Origin of the sequence: Bradyrhizobium septentrionale (assembly GCF_011516645.4) — a bacterium.
Classification (GTDB): domain Bacteria; phylum Pseudomonadota; class Alphaproteobacteria; order Rhizobiales; family Xanthobacteraceae; genus Bradyrhizobium; species Bradyrhizobium septentrionale.
Window position 1 is genome coordinate 7,669,149 of record NZ_CP088285.1, and the last position, 18,145, is coordinate 7,687,293.

General features: G+C 63.4%; 13 protein-coding genes. 8 read left to right on the forward strand and 5 right to left on the reverse strand.

Annotated features, from left to right (window positions below; genetic code table 11):
- Positions 1 to 31 precede the first annotated feature (31 nt).
- Positions 32 to 1,123 carry a carbon-nitrogen hydrolase family protein gene (locus HAP48_RS38315; RefSeq protein WP_166215546.1) on the reverse strand — a complete coding sequence of 364 codons (1,092 nt, stop codon included), beginning with the start codon at positions 1,121 to 1,123 and terminating at the stop codon, positions 32 to 34.
- 159 nt (positions 1,124 to 1,282) lie between these two features.
- Between HAP48_RS38315 and HAP48_RS38320 the strand changes: the two genes are divergently transcribed.
- The 3 genes from HAP48_RS38320 to HAP48_RS38330 all read left to right on the forward strand — a co-directional run bounded on the left by HAP48_RS38320 (position 1,283) and on the right by HAP48_RS38330 (position 4,198).
- Positions 1,283 to 2,203 carry a LysR family transcriptional regulator gene (locus HAP48_RS38320; protein ID WP_166205060.1) on the forward strand — a complete coding sequence of 307 codons (921 nt, stop codon included), beginning with the start codon at positions 1,283 to 1,285 and terminating at the stop codon, positions 2,201 to 2,203.
- A 107-nt stretch (positions 2,204 to 2,310) separates the two neighbouring features.
- Positions 2,311 to 2,601 (forward strand): DUF485 domain-containing protein, encoded by a 291-nt coding sequence (locus HAP48_RS38325; RefSeq protein WP_166205061.1) that lies wholly within the window; start codon positions 2,311 to 2,313, stop codon positions 2,599 to 2,601.
- 13 nt (positions 2,602 to 2,614) lie between these two features.
- Positions 2,615 to 4,198, forward strand: a complete 1,584-nt coding sequence (locus HAP48_RS38330; RefSeq protein ID WP_166205062.1) for a solute symporter family protein — start codon at positions 2,615 to 2,617, stop codon at positions 4,196 to 4,198.
- A gap of 80 nt (positions 4,199 to 4,278) precedes the next feature.
- On the opposite strand, the gene HAP48_RS38335 is transcribed toward HAP48_RS38330, so the two are convergent.
- Together HAP48_RS38335 and HAP48_RS38340 are read right to left on the reverse strand one after the other, a co-directional pair.
- Positions 4,279 to 5,688: an FAD-dependent oxidoreductase gene (locus HAP48_RS38335; RefSeq protein ID WP_166205063.1), complete on the reverse strand. Its 1,410-nt coding sequence runs from the start codon at positions 5,686 to 5,688 to the stop codon at positions 4,279 to 4,281.
- A gap of 54 nt (positions 5,689 to 5,742) precedes the next feature.
- On the reverse strand, positions 5,743 to 6,630 hold the full coding sequence (locus HAP48_RS38340) for a haloalkane dehalogenase (RefSeq protein WP_166205064.1): 888 nt from the start codon (positions 6,628 to 6,630) through the stop codon (positions 5,743 to 5,745).
- A 176-nt stretch (positions 6,631 to 6,806) separates the two neighbouring features.
- Here HAP48_RS38340 and HAP48_RS38345 point away from each other — a divergent pair, with 176 nt between their 5' ends.
- On the forward strand, positions 6,807 to 8,795 hold the full coding sequence (locus HAP48_RS38345; protein ID WP_166205065.1) for a BTAD domain-containing putative transcriptional regulator: 1,989 nt from the start codon (positions 6,807 to 6,809) through the stop codon (positions 8,793 to 8,795).
- 343 nt (positions 8,796 to 9,138) lie between these two features.
- Here the strand turns inward: HAP48_RS38345 and glmU are convergent, their stop codons facing one another.
- A complete protein-coding gene (gene glmU, locus HAP48_RS38350; protein WP_166205066.1) occupies positions 9,139 to 10,497 on the reverse strand; it encodes a bifunctional UDP-N-acetylglucosamine diphosphorylase/glucosamine-1-phosphate N-acetyltransferase GlmU in 1,359 nt (452 codons plus the stop codon).
- A 183-nt stretch (positions 10,498 to 10,680) separates the two neighbouring features.
- Between glmU and HAP48_RS38355 the strand changes: the two genes are divergently transcribed.
- Positions 10,681 to 12,069, forward strand: coding sequence for a hypothetical protein (locus HAP48_RS38355; protein WP_166205067.1), 1,389 nt, complete (start codon positions 10,681 to 10,683; stop codon positions 12,067 to 12,069).
- 95 nt (positions 12,070 to 12,164) lie between these two features.
- On the forward strand, positions 12,165 to 12,545 hold the full coding sequence (locus HAP48_RS38360; RefSeq protein WP_029081899.1) for a hypothetical protein: 381 nt from the start codon (positions 12,165 to 12,167) through the stop codon (positions 12,543 to 12,545).
- On the opposite strand, the gene HAP48_RS38365 is transcribed toward HAP48_RS38360, so the two are convergent.
- Positions 12,505 to 14,133 carry a glycoside hydrolase family 17 protein gene (locus HAP48_RS38365; protein WP_166205068.1) on the reverse strand — a complete coding sequence of 543 codons (1,629 nt, stop codon included), beginning with the start codon at positions 14,131 to 14,133 and terminating at the stop codon, positions 12,505 to 12,507. The two genes, HAP48_RS38360 and HAP48_RS38365, sit on opposite strands and share 41 nt — an antisense overlap.
- Positions 14,134 to 14,377: 244 nt before the next feature.
- Between HAP48_RS38365 and HAP48_RS38370 the strand changes: the two genes are divergently transcribed.
- Together HAP48_RS38370 and HAP48_RS38375 are read left to right on the forward strand one after the other, a co-directional pair.
- On the forward strand, positions 14,378 to 14,989 hold the full coding sequence (locus tag HAP48_RS38370) for a beta-1-3, beta-1-6-glucan biosynthesis protein (protein ID WP_166205069.1): 612 nt from the start codon (positions 14,378 to 14,380) through the stop codon (positions 14,987 to 14,989).
- 194 nt (positions 14,990 to 15,183) lie between these two features.
- Positions 15,184 to 18,051 carry a glycosyltransferase gene (locus HAP48_RS38375; protein WP_166205070.1) on the forward strand — a complete coding sequence of 956 codons (2,868 nt, stop codon included), beginning with the start codon at positions 15,184 to 15,186 and terminating at the stop codon, positions 18,049 to 18,051.
- Positions 18,052 to 18,145: the final 94 nt, after the last annotated feature.

An 18,145-nucleotide genomic window follows, 5' to 3' on the forward strand; every position in this document is an offset into this window, starting at 1 on the left:
CCTCCGATCGCCCATTTCGCTCGAACCGCCGTCAGGCACCAAACGTGCGACTGCGATTGAACCTGGTCACATCGCGCCGCTCCCCGTTCGAGACAGCGTCAGCATCGACGGATGGAATTGCCTCGTCTTGCGCTTCCGCTGTCGGCTGTTCTTCATCGCGAAATCGTGCCGGGGTCAGCCGGCTGCGGTCGACCGTCACGTCAAAGATGTCGAACCGGTTGTAGTAACCGACCACGTCGTGAAACTGTTTCGGCTCGACGCAACGATTGAGATCGATCTCCGCGTAGGCGATCCCCTCCTGATCCTGCAATGCGTCGCCAAAGACGTTGCCCGTCGGATCGACGAAGAAGCTCGCGGCACGTGGTGTCTGGTCGATCACATCGGCGATGCTTCGATCGCGCTCAATGAGGAAGGCACGCATTGCCTCGTCCATATAGCCGGCTGTCACGATCCCGAAGACTTTGGCTTCGAAGCAGTGGGCGCTGGCCCGGATCCGGTTGGCGGCGACGTTGTCGAAATTGCCACCGCCTGCCGGGCGCCTTGTGGGCCACATTGGTGGCCAGCTCGAGATGTGCACCTGTTCGCCCTGTGCCATCAGCGCGAAGCGGGCCAATGGATTGGTGTTCTCGCCACAGATCAACCCGCCGATCCGGCCCTGCCGCGTCTCCGCGACCTTGAGGCCCGCACCATCCCCCGACGACCACACCAGCTTCTCATAGAAGGTCGGAACCAGCTTGCGGTGGTGGACCAGAATTTCACCAGTCTCTCCGATCAACAGATTCGAGTTCCACAGCCCCCCAACGCTGACGGCCGAGCGCTCGCTGATGCCGATCGAGACGGTGACGCCGAGGGCGCGCGCCTCGGCGCAAAGCTGCGCCACTTCCGGTCCGTCCGCCAGCACGGATTGCTCCGCCATGCGCACGAACAGGTCGTGATTGTCGATCGGAGGCCACAGCGCGGCCCAAACCGGAAAGGCGGGAATATAGGTTTCCGGAAACGCGATCAGCTCGGCGCCGGCCCTGGCCGCCTCGCGAATGATGGCGATCGCCTTCTCGGTGGTCGCCCGGCTGTCGAGGAAGACGGGCGCAGCGTGGACGGCAGCGGCCTTGAAACGAGGGAGCATGTCGAAAATCCCGGCTAGGATGGGTGGGCGAAGCGCTATCATCCCTGCCTTCCCGGCGTGCATCGGAATTGTCGCAAGGTCGGTTGCGAAGGATCGGAGCCGCCGGGCGTTGGAACGGGAATTGCTTTGCTGACAAGGTCCGCAATCGGGAGGCAGGTCATGTTCGATACGATCAACTGGGACGATTTGCGGGTCTTTCTCTGCGCCGCCCGCGCCGGAAATTTGAGCCAGACAGCAAAGCGGCTGCGGCTGGACCATTCCACCGTCAGCCGGCGCATCGCCCAGATGGAGGCTTCCCTCGGGGTTGCGGTGTTCGAACGCCACCGCACCGGGCTCAAGCTCAACGAAATCGGCGAGCGGTTGCTGCGTCATGCCGAGCGGGTCGAGAGCGCGGTGATCGCCATTCGCGAGGAGGCCAGCGCCGGCGACACCCAGGAGCTCGTCGGGAACGTGCGGCTCGCCACCATGGAGGGGATCGCCTCGCTCTACCTTGCGCAACGCTTTGCCAAGCTGCGTCGCACCACGCCGCAACTCACCGTCGAACTCGTCACATCAGCCCAGACGGTCTACGTCCACAAGCGCGAAGCGGATCTGTTCGTGTCCTTCTTCCGGCCGCCCGGTCCGGGCCTGATCTCGGAGCGCATCGGCAAGTTTCGGCTCGGGCTATTCGCGAGCCAGACCTATCTCGATCATCACGGCACGCCGGCAAGCCTTCGCGACCTCGGGGATCATTGGTTCGTCTCCTACATCGAGGACCTGGTCCAGGTCGATTCAGTGCGCTGGCTCGCCGACGTCATCGAAGAGCCGAAAATCGCCTTCCACTCCAACAGCATGATCGCGCAGATGAATGCCGCGGCGGGCGGCCTCGGCATCGTGATGCTCCCGAGCTTTGCCACAAACGACCGGCCCGACCTCATCCCCGTGCTACCCGCCCTCGCCGGCACCGTTCGCGAGGTCTGGCTCAACGTCCACAGCGACCTGCAATTTGCCCCGCGCATCCGCGCCGTCCGCGCGTTCCTGAAAAACACCCTGAAGCAGGACCCCGACATGCAGGTCACCCTGGCCGATGCCGTGCCGTAGCCGCGCACGGCAGATTGCAAAAATCCATAATTCCCTTCCGTCGGAGCCCGGCTGAAGCTCCTGCGATTGGCGCCAGGCAGGGGCGCTGAAGTTTTGAGGGGCCAAATATGAAGGTGGTTACATCAGGTAATGTCGATCCGGCGTCGAGCGTCGGCGCCCTGGCCAAGAAGCGGCTGACGGTCGCGCTCGTTCTCAGCGTCGCGATGATGGTGATCTATTTCGGCTTCATGGGGCTTTTCGCGTTCGACAAGCCGCTGCTCGGCACCATCCTGATGCCCGGCCTGACGCTCTGCATTGTGCTCGGCCCGCTCGTCATCATTTCGTCCTTCGCGCTTTGCCTGGTCTACGTGCTGTGGGCGAACCGGGTGTTCGACGCTGGCATCCGCAACCTTCGCTAAAGGGGCAGAGAAAATGGGCAGCAGCGCGCTTTCTATCGGGTTCTTCTTCGCCTTCATGGCGTTGACGCTGGCGATCACCTATTGGGCCGCACGGCGCACGCGCACCACCGAGCACTTCTTTGCCGCCGGCGGCCAGGTCACGCCGTGGCAGAATGGCTGGGCACTCGCGGGAGACTTCCTGAGCGCCGCCGCCTTGCTCGGAATTGCCGGCATCGTCACTTCAAACGGCTTCGACGGCATGATCTATTCGATCGGCTGGCTGGTCGGCTGGCCGATCATTCTGTTCCTGATCGTCGAACCGTTGCGCAATGTCGGCCGCTTCACCTTCGCCGACGTCGTGGCCTATCGCCTGCGTCAGCGCCCGGTGCGCCTCGCCGGCGCCGTCGGTACACTTGCCGTCATCCTGTTCTATCTGATCGCCCAGATGGTCGCGACGGGATCGCTGATCAAGCTGCTGTTCGGCCTGCCCTACACCTGGTCGGTCGTCATCGTCGGCAGCGTGATGCTGGTCTATGTGCTGTTCGGCGGGATGTTGGCGACCACCTGGGTGCAGGTGGTCAAGGCTGCGTTGCTGATGGGCGGCGGCATTCTGCTCGCCTTCCTCGTCTTGACCCATTTCGACATGAACCCGCTGAAGCTGTTCGCCGCGGCGTCCGAGAAATACGGCACCAAGGTTCTGCAGCCGGGATCGAGGGTGATCTCCGGCCAATGGGATGCCATCTCGCTCGGGCTCGGCCTGATGTTCGGGACCGCCGCGATGCCGCATGTGCTGATGCGGGCCTATACGGTGAAGGATTCCAAGGCCGCGCGGCTGTCGATCCTCTATGCCACCGGCCTGATCGGTGTCTTTCATCTCATGGTCTTCATCATCGGCTTCGGCGCCATGGTGCTGGTCGGCCCAGAGGCGGTGGCAAAGGCCGGAGGCGGCGGCAACATGGCAGCGCCCCTGCTCGCGCTCACCGTCGGCGGCAATGCGTTCTTCGGCTTCATCTGCGCGGTCGCCTTCGCGACGATGCTCGCCGTCGTTGCGGGGCTGACGTTGTCGGGCGTCGCAACGCTCTGCCACGACGTCTGGACCAATGTGATCCGGGACGGTACCGCTTCGGAGGCCGAGCAGCTCAAGGTCGCGCGCGTCGCGACCGTGATGATTTCCATCCTCGCCATCATTCTCGGGGTCGCGTTCGAAGGCCAGAACGTCGCCTTCATGGCGGGGCTTGCGTTCTCGATCGCCTGCGCCGCGAATTTCCCCTCGCTCGTGCTCGCCATCACCTGGCGCCGCTTCACGACGCCTGCAGCCGTGGCGAGCATCCTCGTCGGCACGCTGAGCTCCCTGGTGCTGATCTATCTGTCGCCCACCATCCAGGTCGACATTCTCGGCAAGCCGCTGGCCGCGATCCAGCATGAATGGTGGTTCGTGTCGCTGCGCAATCCCGCGATCATCAGCATGCCGCTATCGTTTGCGGTCGCGATCCTGCTATCGCTGGTCACGCGGGAGAAGAACGCAAATCTCGCTTTTGACGAGATGCAGCGGCGCATCCTGTTCGGACCGGTCCAGCCGAACACCGACGCGCCGCGTCAGGCGAAGAGTGCCGCCTGAACCGTATCGCTAGCCCGAAACGCAGCGCGTGCAAGACTGGAGTCGAGTTCGCGACAGGGAGCGGCGATGCCGGCCAGCCATCATTTGGTCTCCGGCACGCTACGAGGCGGCACGCTCGAAAACAATGAGCTTAGCCCTTCGGCCATCGTCGGGTGGGCAAAATCTGCGTCGGCAAGACTTGAATAGGCAAGGCCCGCCAACATTGCCGTTTGGACCGCAGCCATGACTTCACCGGCCGAGGCCCCAATCATCGTGAATCCGAGTATCCGATCGTCGTTGTTCCCGACAACAACTTTCATAAAGCCCTGCCTTTGATCGGTAGCTTGCGCCCCAAGTACGGAGTCCATCGGCAGCGTTGCGACGCGAGCGAGCACGCCTTGGCGTTTGGCTTCACCTTCGCTGAGCCCTACCCGGGCGAGCGGGGGATCGGTGAACATGCAATATGGAACCAGCCGGTCGCCCGTACTGCGATGTCCTCCGGCGAGATTGTCACGGATGATACGAAAATCGTCTTCGGATATGTGCGTGAACTGCGGACTGCCGGCGCATTCTCCGACTGCCCATACATCCGGCGCACTTGTCTCCAGTCTGCCGTTGACGCTGACGTAACCACGCCCGTCCAGTTCAACGCCGGCCTCCTTCAGACCAATTCCGGCGGTGTTCGGAATGCGCCCAGCCGCGACCAGAATATCGCTGCCATCAATTTGTTGCTCGCCTGACGGGGTGCGCAGGGAAAGCGTAACCGTGTCTCCCGATCGTCCGCCGACTTGCAGCAACTGGGCTCCCGCGAGAATCTGGATACCTTCGTCGCCGAGAACGCGCCGTATCTCATCCGAGACGTCGACATCCTCACGCGTCATCAGGCGAGGACCGGACTCGACGACGGTCACGGCGCTGCCAAAGCGGCGAAAAGCCTGTGCCAATTCAAGGCCAGAATAGCCGCCGCCGATCACTATCAGGTGCTTCGGGACATAATCCAGCTCCAGCGCCTCGATATGCGTGAGTGGACGAGCCGCCTCCAGGCCAGGCACATTCGGAACCGCTGCATGCGTTCCAACATTGAGGAATATTTTGTCGGCCGCGAGCACTCGCGTTCCGCCGTCGTTGAGTTTCACCTCAAGGGTCTTCGGCGCTACAAAACGGCCGCTTCCCATGATCAGTTCGGCACCGCTTTCCTGGTAGATTCGAAGGTGTTTCGCAACCTGGCGTTCCACCATCTCGCGCTTGCGTCGACGAACCAGCGCCAAATCGACAGCGACCGCCCCACTTATTGTACCGTGTCGCGCGCCATGCCGCGCGACGTGCGCTGTACTTGCGCTGGAGATTTGGTTTTTGGTCGGCATACAGGCGATGTTGGGACAGGAGCCGCCGATCCAGCGTCGCTCCACGACGGCGGTTCGCCGTCCCGATTGCGCCATGTGCCATGCGATGAGCTTGCCACCAGCCCCGCTGCCCAGGACGAGAACCTCAAATTGCTCTGCTTGAATCATATCTTCTTTCCTGATGCACTCGCACGCGCCCCGTATTGCGGTCTGGACGCCCCATCAGCCCAGTGTCTTTAACCAGCCAGCGACGGCCTGCCCGATTTCGTTTGGCGAATCTTCCTGGACGAAATGGACTCCCTTGACCGTCACTTCGGTCTGCGCCGGGAAGCTTTGGGCGAGTTCAAGAACCTTGCCGTCAGCCAGGATTCCGCCGGGCTCGGCCTTCAGAAACAGCTTCGGCACGCGGCTGGTCTTCAGCCAGTTCGCATAGGCGTCCACAATCGCAGTGACGTCGGCGGGATCGCCTTCGATCGGGATTTGCCGAGGCCACGTCAGTGTCGGCCGCCGATCCTCGCCGGGCTCGGCGAACGGCCGGCGGTACTCCGCCATCTCCTCGTCCGAGAGCTTGCGCAGGATGGCTCCGGGCAAGACCTTCTCGATGAAGAAATTATCTTGCAGGACCATCTGTTCGCCGGCCTCGGAACGCAGTCCCTGCAAGACGGGCCGCATTCCGAATTTGTCCCAGTGGTCCCAATACTGCCGCCCCACGATCGCTTCCATGTATGCGATACCCCTCACTGCATCGCGGTGGCGGTTGGCCCAGTCGAAGCCAAGGGCCGATCCCCAGTCGTGGATGACCAAGGTCACGCGCTCGCGCACGTTCAGCGCCTCGAGCAGAGCGTCGAGGTAGCGGCGGTGCTCGACGAACCGATAGGAGCCAGGCCCACTGTCTGGCAGCTTGTCGGAGTCGCCCATGCCGATCAGATCGGGGACGATGCAGCGGCCTAGCGGCTCCAGGTGCGGCAGCACGTTGCGCCACAAGTACGACGAGGTTGGATTGCCGTGCAGCAGCACGATGGGGTCGCCCTTTCCAACCTCCACATACGCCATCTCAAGGCCAAGGATCTGGCGCCGCTGCTTATTGTAGGGAAATGCTGCAGATATCATGATTGTTTCTCCTGACGCAGAATCGGCGACGACAGAGCCTTCTCGTTAAGTTGCTGGTTGCGCTGGATGTTTTTCTTCCGCTTGAAACCCGGCGCGTGCTAACGTCCGAGTGATCACACGGCGTCCAAGATCTCCTGCTGTAGGCGGCTATCGTTGGTGCCAGCGTTGGAGCGATCATGGAAATGGCGAGCTTGTTCGCGGATCGCCTGCTTTTGTTGGGACCGTTGCAGGTCATCCACAATGGAAGCCCGGTGGCGCAGCCGCCTTCGCGCAAAGTCCGCGCTCTGCTTGCCTATCTCGCGATGGCGGCACGGCCGGTTTCCCGCGAAAAATTGTGCGAGTTCCTTTGGGACGTCGCTGACGACCCGCGAGGCGAATTGCGCTGGTGCCTGTCCAAGCTGCGACCATTGGTCGACGGGCCAACAACGATGCGACTTGTTGCGGACCGCAAGCAGGTCTGCATCGAAACCAGCGCACTCGATATCGACGCACTCCTCGTCGCGCGCCGTACCCAGAAGACTTTGACCTGCGGGTCGCCGAGCGACCTTCGGGCGCTCCTCAATCTGTTCCGGGGTGACTTTCTCGAGGGTCTTTCTGTCGAAAGAGCCCCCTCGTTCGAAAACTGGCTGGCGGGCCAACGGCACCGCTTTGGTCAATTGCGGCAGCAGCTTCTCGAACGACTAAGCTCGCTCCTGCCGCCGGAGAGCGAAGACCGTATCGAAGTCCTGCGCGAGTGCCTCGACATTGCGCCGTTCGACGAGGCGGTTCATATCGAACTCGTTCGCGCTCTGCTTGGTCGAGGGCTTTACGCGGAAGCCGAGCATCAGATCGATGCGTCGGTTACTCGCTTTCAGACCGAAGGCATCGACCCGTCGTCGCTGAAAGCCGCCTTTGCCACTGCACAACAGTCAATTTCGAAGCCCATCAGCGTGAGTTTGGTGGGCGTCGCGCATTCCGGCATTCCGCCCGCACGACCGAGGCATGATACACGCGGGCCAACACTCCTGTTGCTACCTTTTACGGCCGCGCCGGGAGACGTTGCGGATGCCGACAGCGTCACCAGCGACATAATTTTCGGCATTGCCAAATTGCGAAGTATCAGCGTGATTGCTCGCGGCACCGCCCTTTCGTTGCGGAATCAAACGCCCGCGGCAGCTGCTACCCTGGTTAATGCGCAATATGTCGCGTCAGGCCACTTACGACGTGACGGCAAGAAATATCTCGTCACAGTGGAACTGATCGACCCCAGGAGCGATCGCATCTTCTGGGTCGACGAATTCAGTTGCAACACCGTTGATTCCTTTTCCGTACCTCCGTTGCTGGCCGCGCGCATCATAACGGGCCTTGATGCCGAAATTCATGTCATTGAACGGAACCGTGCGCTGCTCATGCCACCAGCCTCCCTTGATGCCTGGCAGGCGTATCATCGTGGCCTCGCATGCATGTACCGCTTTACGACCGACAGCAATCGTGAGGCACAGCATTTCTTCAAGAGGGCGATCACTCTCGATCCAACTTTCTCTCGAAGCCATGCCGGGCTGTCCTTCACGCATTTCCAGAATGCGTTCCATCTGCATGTGAGCCAACCCGAGCGTGAAATTTCGTTGGCCTTTGAGACAGCCGAACAGGCATTGATGTCGGACCCCAACGACCCGGCAGCGCATTGCGCTATCGGCCGTGCGCTTTGGCTTCAGCATGCGCATGATGGAGCTCTCGGCGAGCTCAATCAGTCCGTTCGCTTGAGTCCCAATTATGCCTTCGCTCACTACACGCTTGCATTCGTACAAGCTCAGACCGGGGACCCTGCGCGCGCAATTGACGCAGCCGATATCGCATCTCATCTCAGCCCGCTTGATCCGATGATGTTCGGTACCCATCGGGTGCGGACGTTCGCGTTGCTCCGACTGGGTAAAATCGAGGAAGCCGCCGATTTTGCCAAGCTTGTTGGCGAGCATGCCGGCGATCATGTTCACGCGCATGCCGTGTCGGCGCTGACGCTCGCCGCCGCTGGACGCGTCGAGGAAGCCCAAGCCGCACGTCGACGCATCAGCGCATTGCGCCCGGATTATAACTTTAAGCTATTCAAAGAGGCACTTCATATGCTGGACGATCTGACAGGTATCTACCAGAAAGCCGCGAAGTTACTGCAAATCCCGGAATGCTAGGACATCGATGTCGACTATTGGCATCGGATCGAAATGCTTTGTTGGGTGACGCTGGGGCAACAGCCTGTTTCCAACAACACAACCCTGTGGTTATGGGTCCCGGCATTCGCCGGGACGACGGTGGAGTGTGCGGACAAAGTCGCGCAATGAACGCGAAGCTGCATCCCCACCAACACAGTCATCGCCCGCCTCGACCGGGCGATCCAGTACGCCGCGGCCTCTCGGCTTAACAACCGGTGCCTCTGGAATACTGGATCACTCGCATGCGCGGGTGATGACACCTCGGATTGGGATGCGCAGCCGCGACATCGTCAGGCAGGTGCATGCCGGCGACGCGAACGCCTCACTTCCCCTTCGCAGCCTTCGCCTTCATCTTGGCCTGGCGATAGCGCGCGGCGCCGCCTTCGCGGATGGATTGTTCACTACGCTCAATGGACATCGCATCGTCAGGGACGTCCTTGGTGATGACCGAGCCCGAGCCGATATAGGCGCCCTTGCCGATCGTCACAGGCGCGACCAGCGACGTATTGGTGCCGACGAAAGCGCCCTCGCCGATCAGCGTCTTGTGCTTGAGGAAGCCGTCATAGTTGCAGGTGATGGTGCCGGCACCGAGGTTGGAATTGGCGCCGACATGGGCGTCGCCGACATAGGAGAGATGGTTGACCTTGACGCCGGCCTCCAGCGTCGCGGCCTTGGTCTCGACGAAATTGCCGATCCGCGCGCCGTCGCCGAGCGAGGTGCCGGGCCGCAGCCGCGCATAGGGACCGACCGACACCTTCTTGCCGATGCTGGCCTCGACGATGTGCGAGAAGGAATGGATCACGGCGCCGTCGTCGATCGAAACGCCGGGGCCGATCACCACGAACGGCTCGATCGTGACGTCCTTGCCGAATTGGGTGTCGGCCGCGAGATAGACCGTCTCCGGCGCGATCAGGGTCACGCCGGCGTCGAGCGCCTGCTTGCGCAGCCGCGCCTGCATCACGGCCTCGGCCTCCGCGAGCTGCGCCTTGGTGTTGATGCCGCGTACTTCGTCTTCGCTGGTTTCGATCACGACGGCCTCCAGTCCCAGTTCCCTGACAATGCCGACGGCATCGGTCAGATAATATTCGCCCTTGGCGTTGGCGTTGCCGATCTTCTCGATGATCGCGAGCGCGGTCTTGCCGCCGAACGCCATCACGCCGGCGTTGCACAGCGAGATATTGCGCTCCTCGGGGCTGGCGTCGGCCTGCTCGCGGATCGCGACCAGTCTGCCGTTCTCGACCACCAGCCGCCCGTAACCGGTCGGGTCGGCGGCACGGAAGCCGAGCACCGCGAGCGCCGCGCCGTCGCGCAGCGGCGCGCGCATTCGCGCAAAGGTCTCGGCCGAAATCAGTGGCGTGTCGCCGAACGCGACCAGCAAATCGTCGGCACCGCGCGCGATCGCCTCGCGCGCGGCCAGCACCGCATGCGCGGTGCCGAGCCGTTCGCGCTGCACGAAGGTCTGCGCGTCTGGACGCACCCGCCGCACCTCGGCGGCAACCGCCTCATGGTCGGGGCCGATCACGACCGCAAGCTGCGATCCTTCGCCGGCGGTGGCGGCGTTGAGCACATGCGACAGCAGCGCCTGCCCGGCCACCGGATGCAACACCTTCGGCAGCGACGAGCGCATCCGCGTGCCCTCACCGGCCGCAAGCACCACAGTCAGGCTGGTTCGCGCAGTCATTCGCAATCCTCGATCTCCGGCGCAGTTCGCTGCGCAAAGCTTACTTTGAGGCCGTCTTTAATTGTTTTCCCCGGCAGAAGAAACCGTTTCGCCCCCGCCGCTCCTCAGAATCAAGTTCCCGGTCCATTTCCTGTTAATCTTTACCTCGTGATTCGGCGGGCCTTGAGGAGGGCCAAGCGGGCTTTGGCCAAAGATCGCGACAATCTGGCGGCGGATTTCGACACCGAGAGCACCACCGGCTTTTTGGCCGAGGAGGAAGCTCTCGATCGCCGCATGCTGTGGCGACTCGGCTCGTGGGGCGTCGCCGCGGTCGGCGCCGTGATCGTCGCCGTGCTGGCCAACCAGTCGGCGCTGACGCTGAAGCGCGACCAGCTCGCGGCCTCGGACATTGCCCGCCAGGCCCAGCAACTGCAGACGCTGGCGAAAGAGAGCCACAACGAGACGCGCCGGCTGGCGTCCGCGATCGATACGCTCAACGGCGACCGCGACCGGCTCTATTCACGCATCACCAGCCTGGAACAGGGCCTCGACTCCGTGACCGGCACGATCGCCAAGCAGGCCACGGCGCCGTCGAGCTCTGCAGCGGCGGCCCCCACACAACCCGTTCCCGCCAATTCAGCGCCCGCCGTTCCGGCGCCCGTGCCGGCCGTCGCCCCCGTCGCAACCACATCGCCGGACAAGGCGGCGCTAACAGACAAGGCGGCGGCATCAACCGAGACCAAGCCCGCTGCACCGGTCGAGAAGCCGGTTGCTGCGGCCGAGAAGCCCGCGGTGGCGGACAAGAAACCCGCTCCCGCGACCAAACCGCAGGCCGCGGCCGAGAAGCCGCCGACTGCGGAGAACACGCAGCCACCGTCTTCGCAACCGGGCTCCGGCGCCGCGGCAACGATTGCGAGCCCGATGACCGCCGCCGCGGCGACCAGCCCGGAGGATGCGAAAGCGGCTGCGCCGGTGCCCTTGGCCACGCCAGTCGCGGACAAGCAGCTGGTGGCATCGCGCGAGCCCGCGTCGAACAAGGCAACCGAGGCCGGCAAGCCGCCGACCGTCAACGACGTGACCGCGGCACCGATGCCGCCGCTGGTCATCACTCCCGATCCGGACTCCGACGTCGACGACGATGCCAGCGCGCCGAAGGCGCAGATCCAGCGCACCGAATTCGGCGTCGATCTCGGCACCGCGAATTCGGTCAACGGGCTACGCGCGCTGTGGCGCGGTCTCTTGAAGTCCAAGGCCAACGCGCCGCTGGCCGCGCTGCGGCCGATCATCGTGATCAAGGAGAACAGCAACGGGCTCGGCATGCAGCTGCGCCTGGTGGCCGGACCGCTGAACGACGCCGGCACCGCCGCCAAGATTTGCGCGGGCCTCAGCCTGATCCAGCGGACCTGCGAGACGGCGATCTATGACGGCCAGCGGCTCGCCCTGAACGAGCCGCCGGCTGGCAGCAAGCCTGTCCCGGCGCATCGGCGGATGGCGCCGAAGCGGGCTGCTGCACCACCCCCGCAGCCTGTGGCCGAGGACAAGAAGCCGGAGCCGACGACGATTTCGTCGATGTTCCGGCGGAATAGCCAATAATCATGTCCGGCAAGGGATTACGGCCAAATTCTCAACCGATTTCACTGCTCTGACCGAGCCTTGTCCCAGAACCTTTTCCCGACCATAGTGCCGCGATGACAAAACCTCCGTTTCGCCTCTCGCCCTATCAGGTCCAGTTCCTGCTGGTCATCGGCTTCCTCACCGTCGGTTACGCACTGTATGTGCGCTATCTGGCGATCGAATTCTCACCCGTTGCGCTGGCCTGCGACGCGGGCACGCAGAACATGCTCTGCAAGGCGCGCGCGCTCTCGACCGTGCTGTTCAAGAATTCGGTGTTCGGCATCACCGCGCTGGTGATTGCGGTGCTGAACCTGACCCGGCCGTCGATCGTGCTGCTGACCGTCGGGCTGATCGCCGCCGGGCTCGGCATCGTGCTCTACAATGTCGTGCTGTCGGGGCTCGCGATCGGGCTGTTTATCCTGGGTTTTGCGCGGCCCGCGCCCGCCACAGCGTAGCCGCCAGCAGCAGATACATCACGCAGGTCCAGACCGACTGCCAGTTGATGGTGCCCTCGTTGAAGATCATGTAGCCGGCTGCGATCGCCAACAGGCCGGCGAACACCGATTCCGCGATCGGCCGGACGCCCTCCTTCGGGCGATTGAGCATGGTCAGCAGCGCGAACGGCACCACGGCCATGGTCAGCGAAGCATACGGGAAATCGCGATAGCGCGGATCGAAGGTGAAGCCCAGAGCGGTCTCGGCCGCGATCACGGTGGTCACCGCCAGCACGATCGCCAGCAACGCGCCGATCGCGCCCTTGCCGCGATAGTCGCGCGGCCCGACCAGTTCGAGGAAGGTCGGCAGCGAGCGCCCGGCGATCAGCGCATGCGCCGTCAGCAAGGGCGAGGCGATCGCGGCCGCGAGCAGCACGCCCCAATGCAGCCAGCCACCGGCGCCGTAGCTCTCATAATACATCTTGTCGCCGGCGATCCCGAGCAGCGTCCCCGCCGTCGTCGCCGAAATGGCGACCGCGAACCAGGCCGACGGCCGCGGCGTCCAGGGCCGACGGCGCAGCGTCAGCCAGGCCACCAGGAAGGTAGCGACCGACAGCGCCATGCCGCCCGCCATCTGCAGCTTCCAGGCCGGATAGTTGCTGATCGCAACGCCCGGCGGATACTTCACCTGCCGCTTGATCGAATCGAACAGGCCCCAATAGCCGCCGACGGTGCCCTCGAGCCTGCGCTTCCAGGGCTGGTCATAGGCCTCGATTAAATTGACCCGAAACCCCTCGCGCTTGGCGAGATCGAGGATCTCGGACACCACCCGCGCCTGGTTGGTGCGCGACGGCAAGGCGCCCTCCCGCATCCGCCCGGTGCTCGGCCAGCCGGTCTCGCCGATCAGGATCTCCTTGCCCGGGAACGTCACCGCCATCCGCTTGCGGATGTCGTCGACATGGGCGGCGGCGTATTTGGCCTTGATCGGGACGTCCTCCCAATACGGCAGGATGTGAATCGTGACGAAATCGACGGCCTCATAGATCTCGCGATTCTTCAGCCAGTATTCCCAGACGTCGGCATAGGTGACAGGGACATTGCCCGCCGCGGCCTTCACCGCGCGGATGTTGCCGGCGAGATCGGCGGCCGTCATCTCGCCGCGCAGCAGCACCTCATTGCCGACGATCAGCGCGGTGACGACACCGGGATATTCCTTGGAGAGCCGTACCGCGATCGCGATCTGCTGCAGGTTCTTGAAGCGATTGCTGCCGAGCCAGATGCCCTGCATCACCTTCAAGCCGACCTTAGCCGCGACGCCGGGGACCTGATCGAGGCCGTTCTCGATCGAATAGGTGCGCACGCAATCGGTGACCTTGGCGAGATCGGCGAGGTCCTGCTCGATCTGCTCGACCGGGATTTGCGTGGTCGGATCCAGCGGCGTCTGGGCGCCGCGGAACGGCGTGTAGGACACGCATTGCAGCTTTGCGGCAGGATCGATCGGCGCGCGCACGAGCGTGATCGGCGTGGCGAGCCACCACCACACGGCTGCAATCACGGCGAGCGAGATCAGGAGAAGCGCCAGCGGCGTACGAAGCGAAATCGGTTCCATCCTCCGGGGGACCGTCGAATTAGACGGTCACAGCCCATCTGCCAAGAGTAGGATTAGGTCAATACCATGGTTGTCCTGCGACAGTTTTGCGCTGGTGCGATAAAGTTGTGAGTTTGCTGGACAAAATACCAAATTCCAGTCATGGGATTCCGCCAGAGTCTCCGCCGCGCTGGAGACCTATTTGGACGGCATCACGCGAGCCGTTAGGATGATCCCGCGGGGGCAGGAACATATCGGGGAATGCATGCGTCGACGGCTGCTTGAGTTGAAGAACACTGCTTTGCGCCACCTTGCCGTAACCGGCCTTGTGGCAGGCCTTGCGCTCCTGACCGGAGCCGGCGGCGCTTTCGCCCAGTCAGGCACGCCGAATCCGCCGGATCAGGCCAAACAGCAGTCCGGAAATCCGGACGCCGCTGCCAATGCAGCGAAGGAAGCCAACCAGCGCAAGGTCGAGGAATTCGTCGAGGCCCAGCAGGCCATCAACGGTCCGGCAGGCAACCCGGAATGCGTCTGGCTCGGCCGCCGCGTGGTCCGTCTGATGTGGAACGACGACCTCGACACCGCCTTCCGCCATCTCGACCTCTATGACCGGTTCGGCTGCCCCGGCGGCCACGTCCAGGCTGCGTTCCGCTGCCTGACCCGGTTCGGCGCCCAGATCGACGACAAGGTGCGCGGCAGCCTCGACGGCCGCATCCACGCCTGCTGGATCAATCCGGGCGCCCAGCCGCAGGCCGCGGCTGCGGCCGCAACGCCCACCCCGGCACCAGCGACAGCCGGCAACGCTGCGCCTGCGCCGGCCGCGTCGCCCTCGCCCGCGCCGACCCCGTCGGCATCACCGGCGCCGGCATCGAAATAGCCGCATTCCGCGATCGGGTCCGGCCGCGATTTTTTTTCGCGGCTGGAACGGCTTGCGCCCTTAAAACGCCATTGCGGCACACCAGTTGTTAAATCAGATGGCGGAGATATCCTTCCCTCCGTCGTCGTGTTGGCCGAACCCAGGGGACGGGTTCGCTTCGTCCTCAATCTCAGGCCCCGTATGGTTTAACCGCGATGCGCGCCGTCGTCGCCGTCCTGTTGCTTGTCACCGCCGCCCACGCCGCCCTGTGGGGTCTCTTCCAGGAGAAGCAGTCGGCGCCCGATTTCCGTGGCACGCTGCCGAGCCTGTCCTATACGCCATTCGAGCCGAAGCACACCGTCGTCGATGGCGATATCGACAAGGTGCGCGCCGATATGAAGAAACTGTCCACGCTCACGCGGGCAGTCCGTGGATACTCCTCGACCGAGGGCAATGAACTTGTGCCGCCGATTGCCGCCGAGTTCGGCATGAAGGTCATGATTGGCGTCTGGATCGGCACGGATGCCGACCGCAATAGCCGCGAACTTGCAGCTGCTGTCGAGCTCGCCAAGAGCAACAGCAATGTCACGGGCATCGTGATCGGCAACGAAACCATCTATCGCGGTGAGCAGGTTCCAATCGAAAACCTCGGGCCGATACCAAAGGTCAATCCAAGCCCTGAAGAGAAGGAGCGCTTCCTTGGTGAAACCGCGCGCTTCCTTCGCGAGGAAACCCCGCGCATCGATCAAGAGGAAGAGGCACGGCTTCAAGACGCCAAGGCGCAGCCGGAGGACAAGCGCGCTGAAGCCGTGAACTGGGCGATTGCCGAAAACAACGTGCACCGGCTGATCAAGGTGATCCAACGGGTCAAGAAGTCGGTCAACATTCCCGTCACCACCGGCGAAATCTGGAACATCTGGCGCGACCATCCGCAACTTGCCAATTCGGCCGATTTCGTCGCCGCGCATGTGCTGCCCTATTGGGAAAACTTCACCGACAAGCAGGCGGTGGACCAGGCGGTCGACCGCTACAATTTGTTGCGCGATTCATTTCCCGGCAAGCGCATCCTGATCGCCGAGTTCGGCTGGCCGAGCCAGGGCTACAATTTGCGCAGCGCCGAGCCCGGTGCGTTCCAGCAGGCAACCGTGCTGCGCAACTTCGTCGCGCGGGCTGACGCCATCGGCATGGACTACAACATCGTCGAGGCGATCGATCAGCCCTGGAAGTACTCTGAAGGCGGCGTCGGCCCCTATTGGGGCATCCTCAATGCCGACCGCGAGGCGAAATTCTCCTGGACCGGGCCGATCACCAATCTGGACTACTGGAAGCTCGCGCTGGTCGCCGTGCTGGTCGGGCTCTTCATGTCGCTGCCGATCCTGCGGCTGGACCAGCCAACCGTGATGCAGGCGCTGCTGCTGTCGGCCGCTGCCAACGGTGTCGGCGCCTGGGTTGCGACCGTGTTCTCTTACTGGACCACGCATTACTTCGTCTGGGGCTCGGCTTTTGCGCTCAGCCTCGGCCTGGTGCTGCTGGTTCCGCTGGTCCTGATCGCGATGGCGCGAATCGAGGAGATCGCTGCGGTGGCATTCGGTCGCGGCCCGCGCCGGTTGATCGGCAAGAGCGAGCCGCTTGCGCCCGCCACGGTCGGCGAGAGCGTGACGTTTCCGAAAGTCTCGATCCACATCCCGGCCTATTTCGAACCGGTTGAGATGCTGAAGCAGACGCTCGATGCGGTGTCGCGGCTCGACTATCCGAATTTCGAGTGCGTCTGCATCATCAACAACACGCCCGATCCCGACTTCTGGCGGCCGATCCAGGATCACTGCCGGCTGCTCGGCGAGCGCTTCAAGTTCATCAATGCCGAGAAGGTGCAGGGCTTCAAGGCTGGCGCGCTGCGCATCGCGATGGAGCGCACCGCTGTTGATGCCGAGATCATCGGCATCATCGACGCCGACTATGTCGTGCATCCGGACTGGCTGAAGGATCTCGTGCCGGCCTTCGCCGATCCGCGCGTCGGCCTGGTGCAGGCGCCGCAGGAGCATCGCGACGGTGACCGCTCGCTGATGCACTACATCATGAACGGCGAATATGCCGGCTTCTTCGACATCGGCATGGTCCAGCGCAACGAGTTCAACGCCATCATCGTGCACGGCACGATGTGCCTGATCCGCCGCGCCGCGATGGACAAGGCCGGCGGCTGGTCCAGCGACACGATCTGCGAGGACACCGATCTCGGCCTCTCGATCCAGCAGCAGGGCTGGCTCACGCACTATACGAATGTGCGCTACGGCGAAGGCCTGCTGCCCGACACCTATGAGGCCTTCAAGAAGCAGCGCCACCGCTGGGCCTATGGCGGCTTCCAGATCGTCAAGAAGCACTGGCGGCGCTTCCTGCCCGGCGCCAGCCGGCTGACGCCGGATCAGCGCCGCGAATTCTCGCTCGGCTGGCTCAACTGGCTCGGCGCGGAGAGCCTCGGCGTGGTGGTCGCGATCCTCAACCTGATCTGGGTGCCGATCGTCGCCTTCGCCGATATCGCGATCCCCGACAAGATCCTGACCTTGCCGATCATCGCCTCCTTCATCGTCTCGCTGGTGCATTTTGTCGCGCTCTACCGGCTGCGGGTGAACATCAAGGCCGGCCAGATGCTGGGCGCCATGATCGCGGCGATGAGCGTGCAGTGGACGGTGTCGCGCGCGGTGGCGCAGGGCCTGATCACCGAGCACCTCGCCTTCGCCCGCACCTCCAAGGGCGGCCTGTCGCGGATGTCGATCGAGTTCCAGGCGTTCTGGGAAGCAGTAATCGGCGTGCTGCTCTTGGTCGGCGCCGTCGTGCTGGTCGTCACCAACGGCTACAAGCAGGTGCGCGAGATCTACATCTTCGCCGGCGTGCTGGTGCTGCAAAGCCTGCCATTCCTCGCCGCGGTTTCCATCGCGATCCTGGAGAATTCGCGGATCAACGAGTTCTCGTTCTGGCGCAACAGCGCGATCCGGACCGCGGAACTGATCGGGTTGCGCCCGGTCAGCCTGCCCTCGGTCGCCGCCCCGCCGCAGCCGGTCGGATCGGAAATCCGCCACGACGGCTGAGCCGACTTCAAGAAACGGCCCTAACCACAGGTGCCGGAACAGCAAATCCGGCGGATCGATGCACAATTGACCGCCCTTCGGCTATTGACCCGAT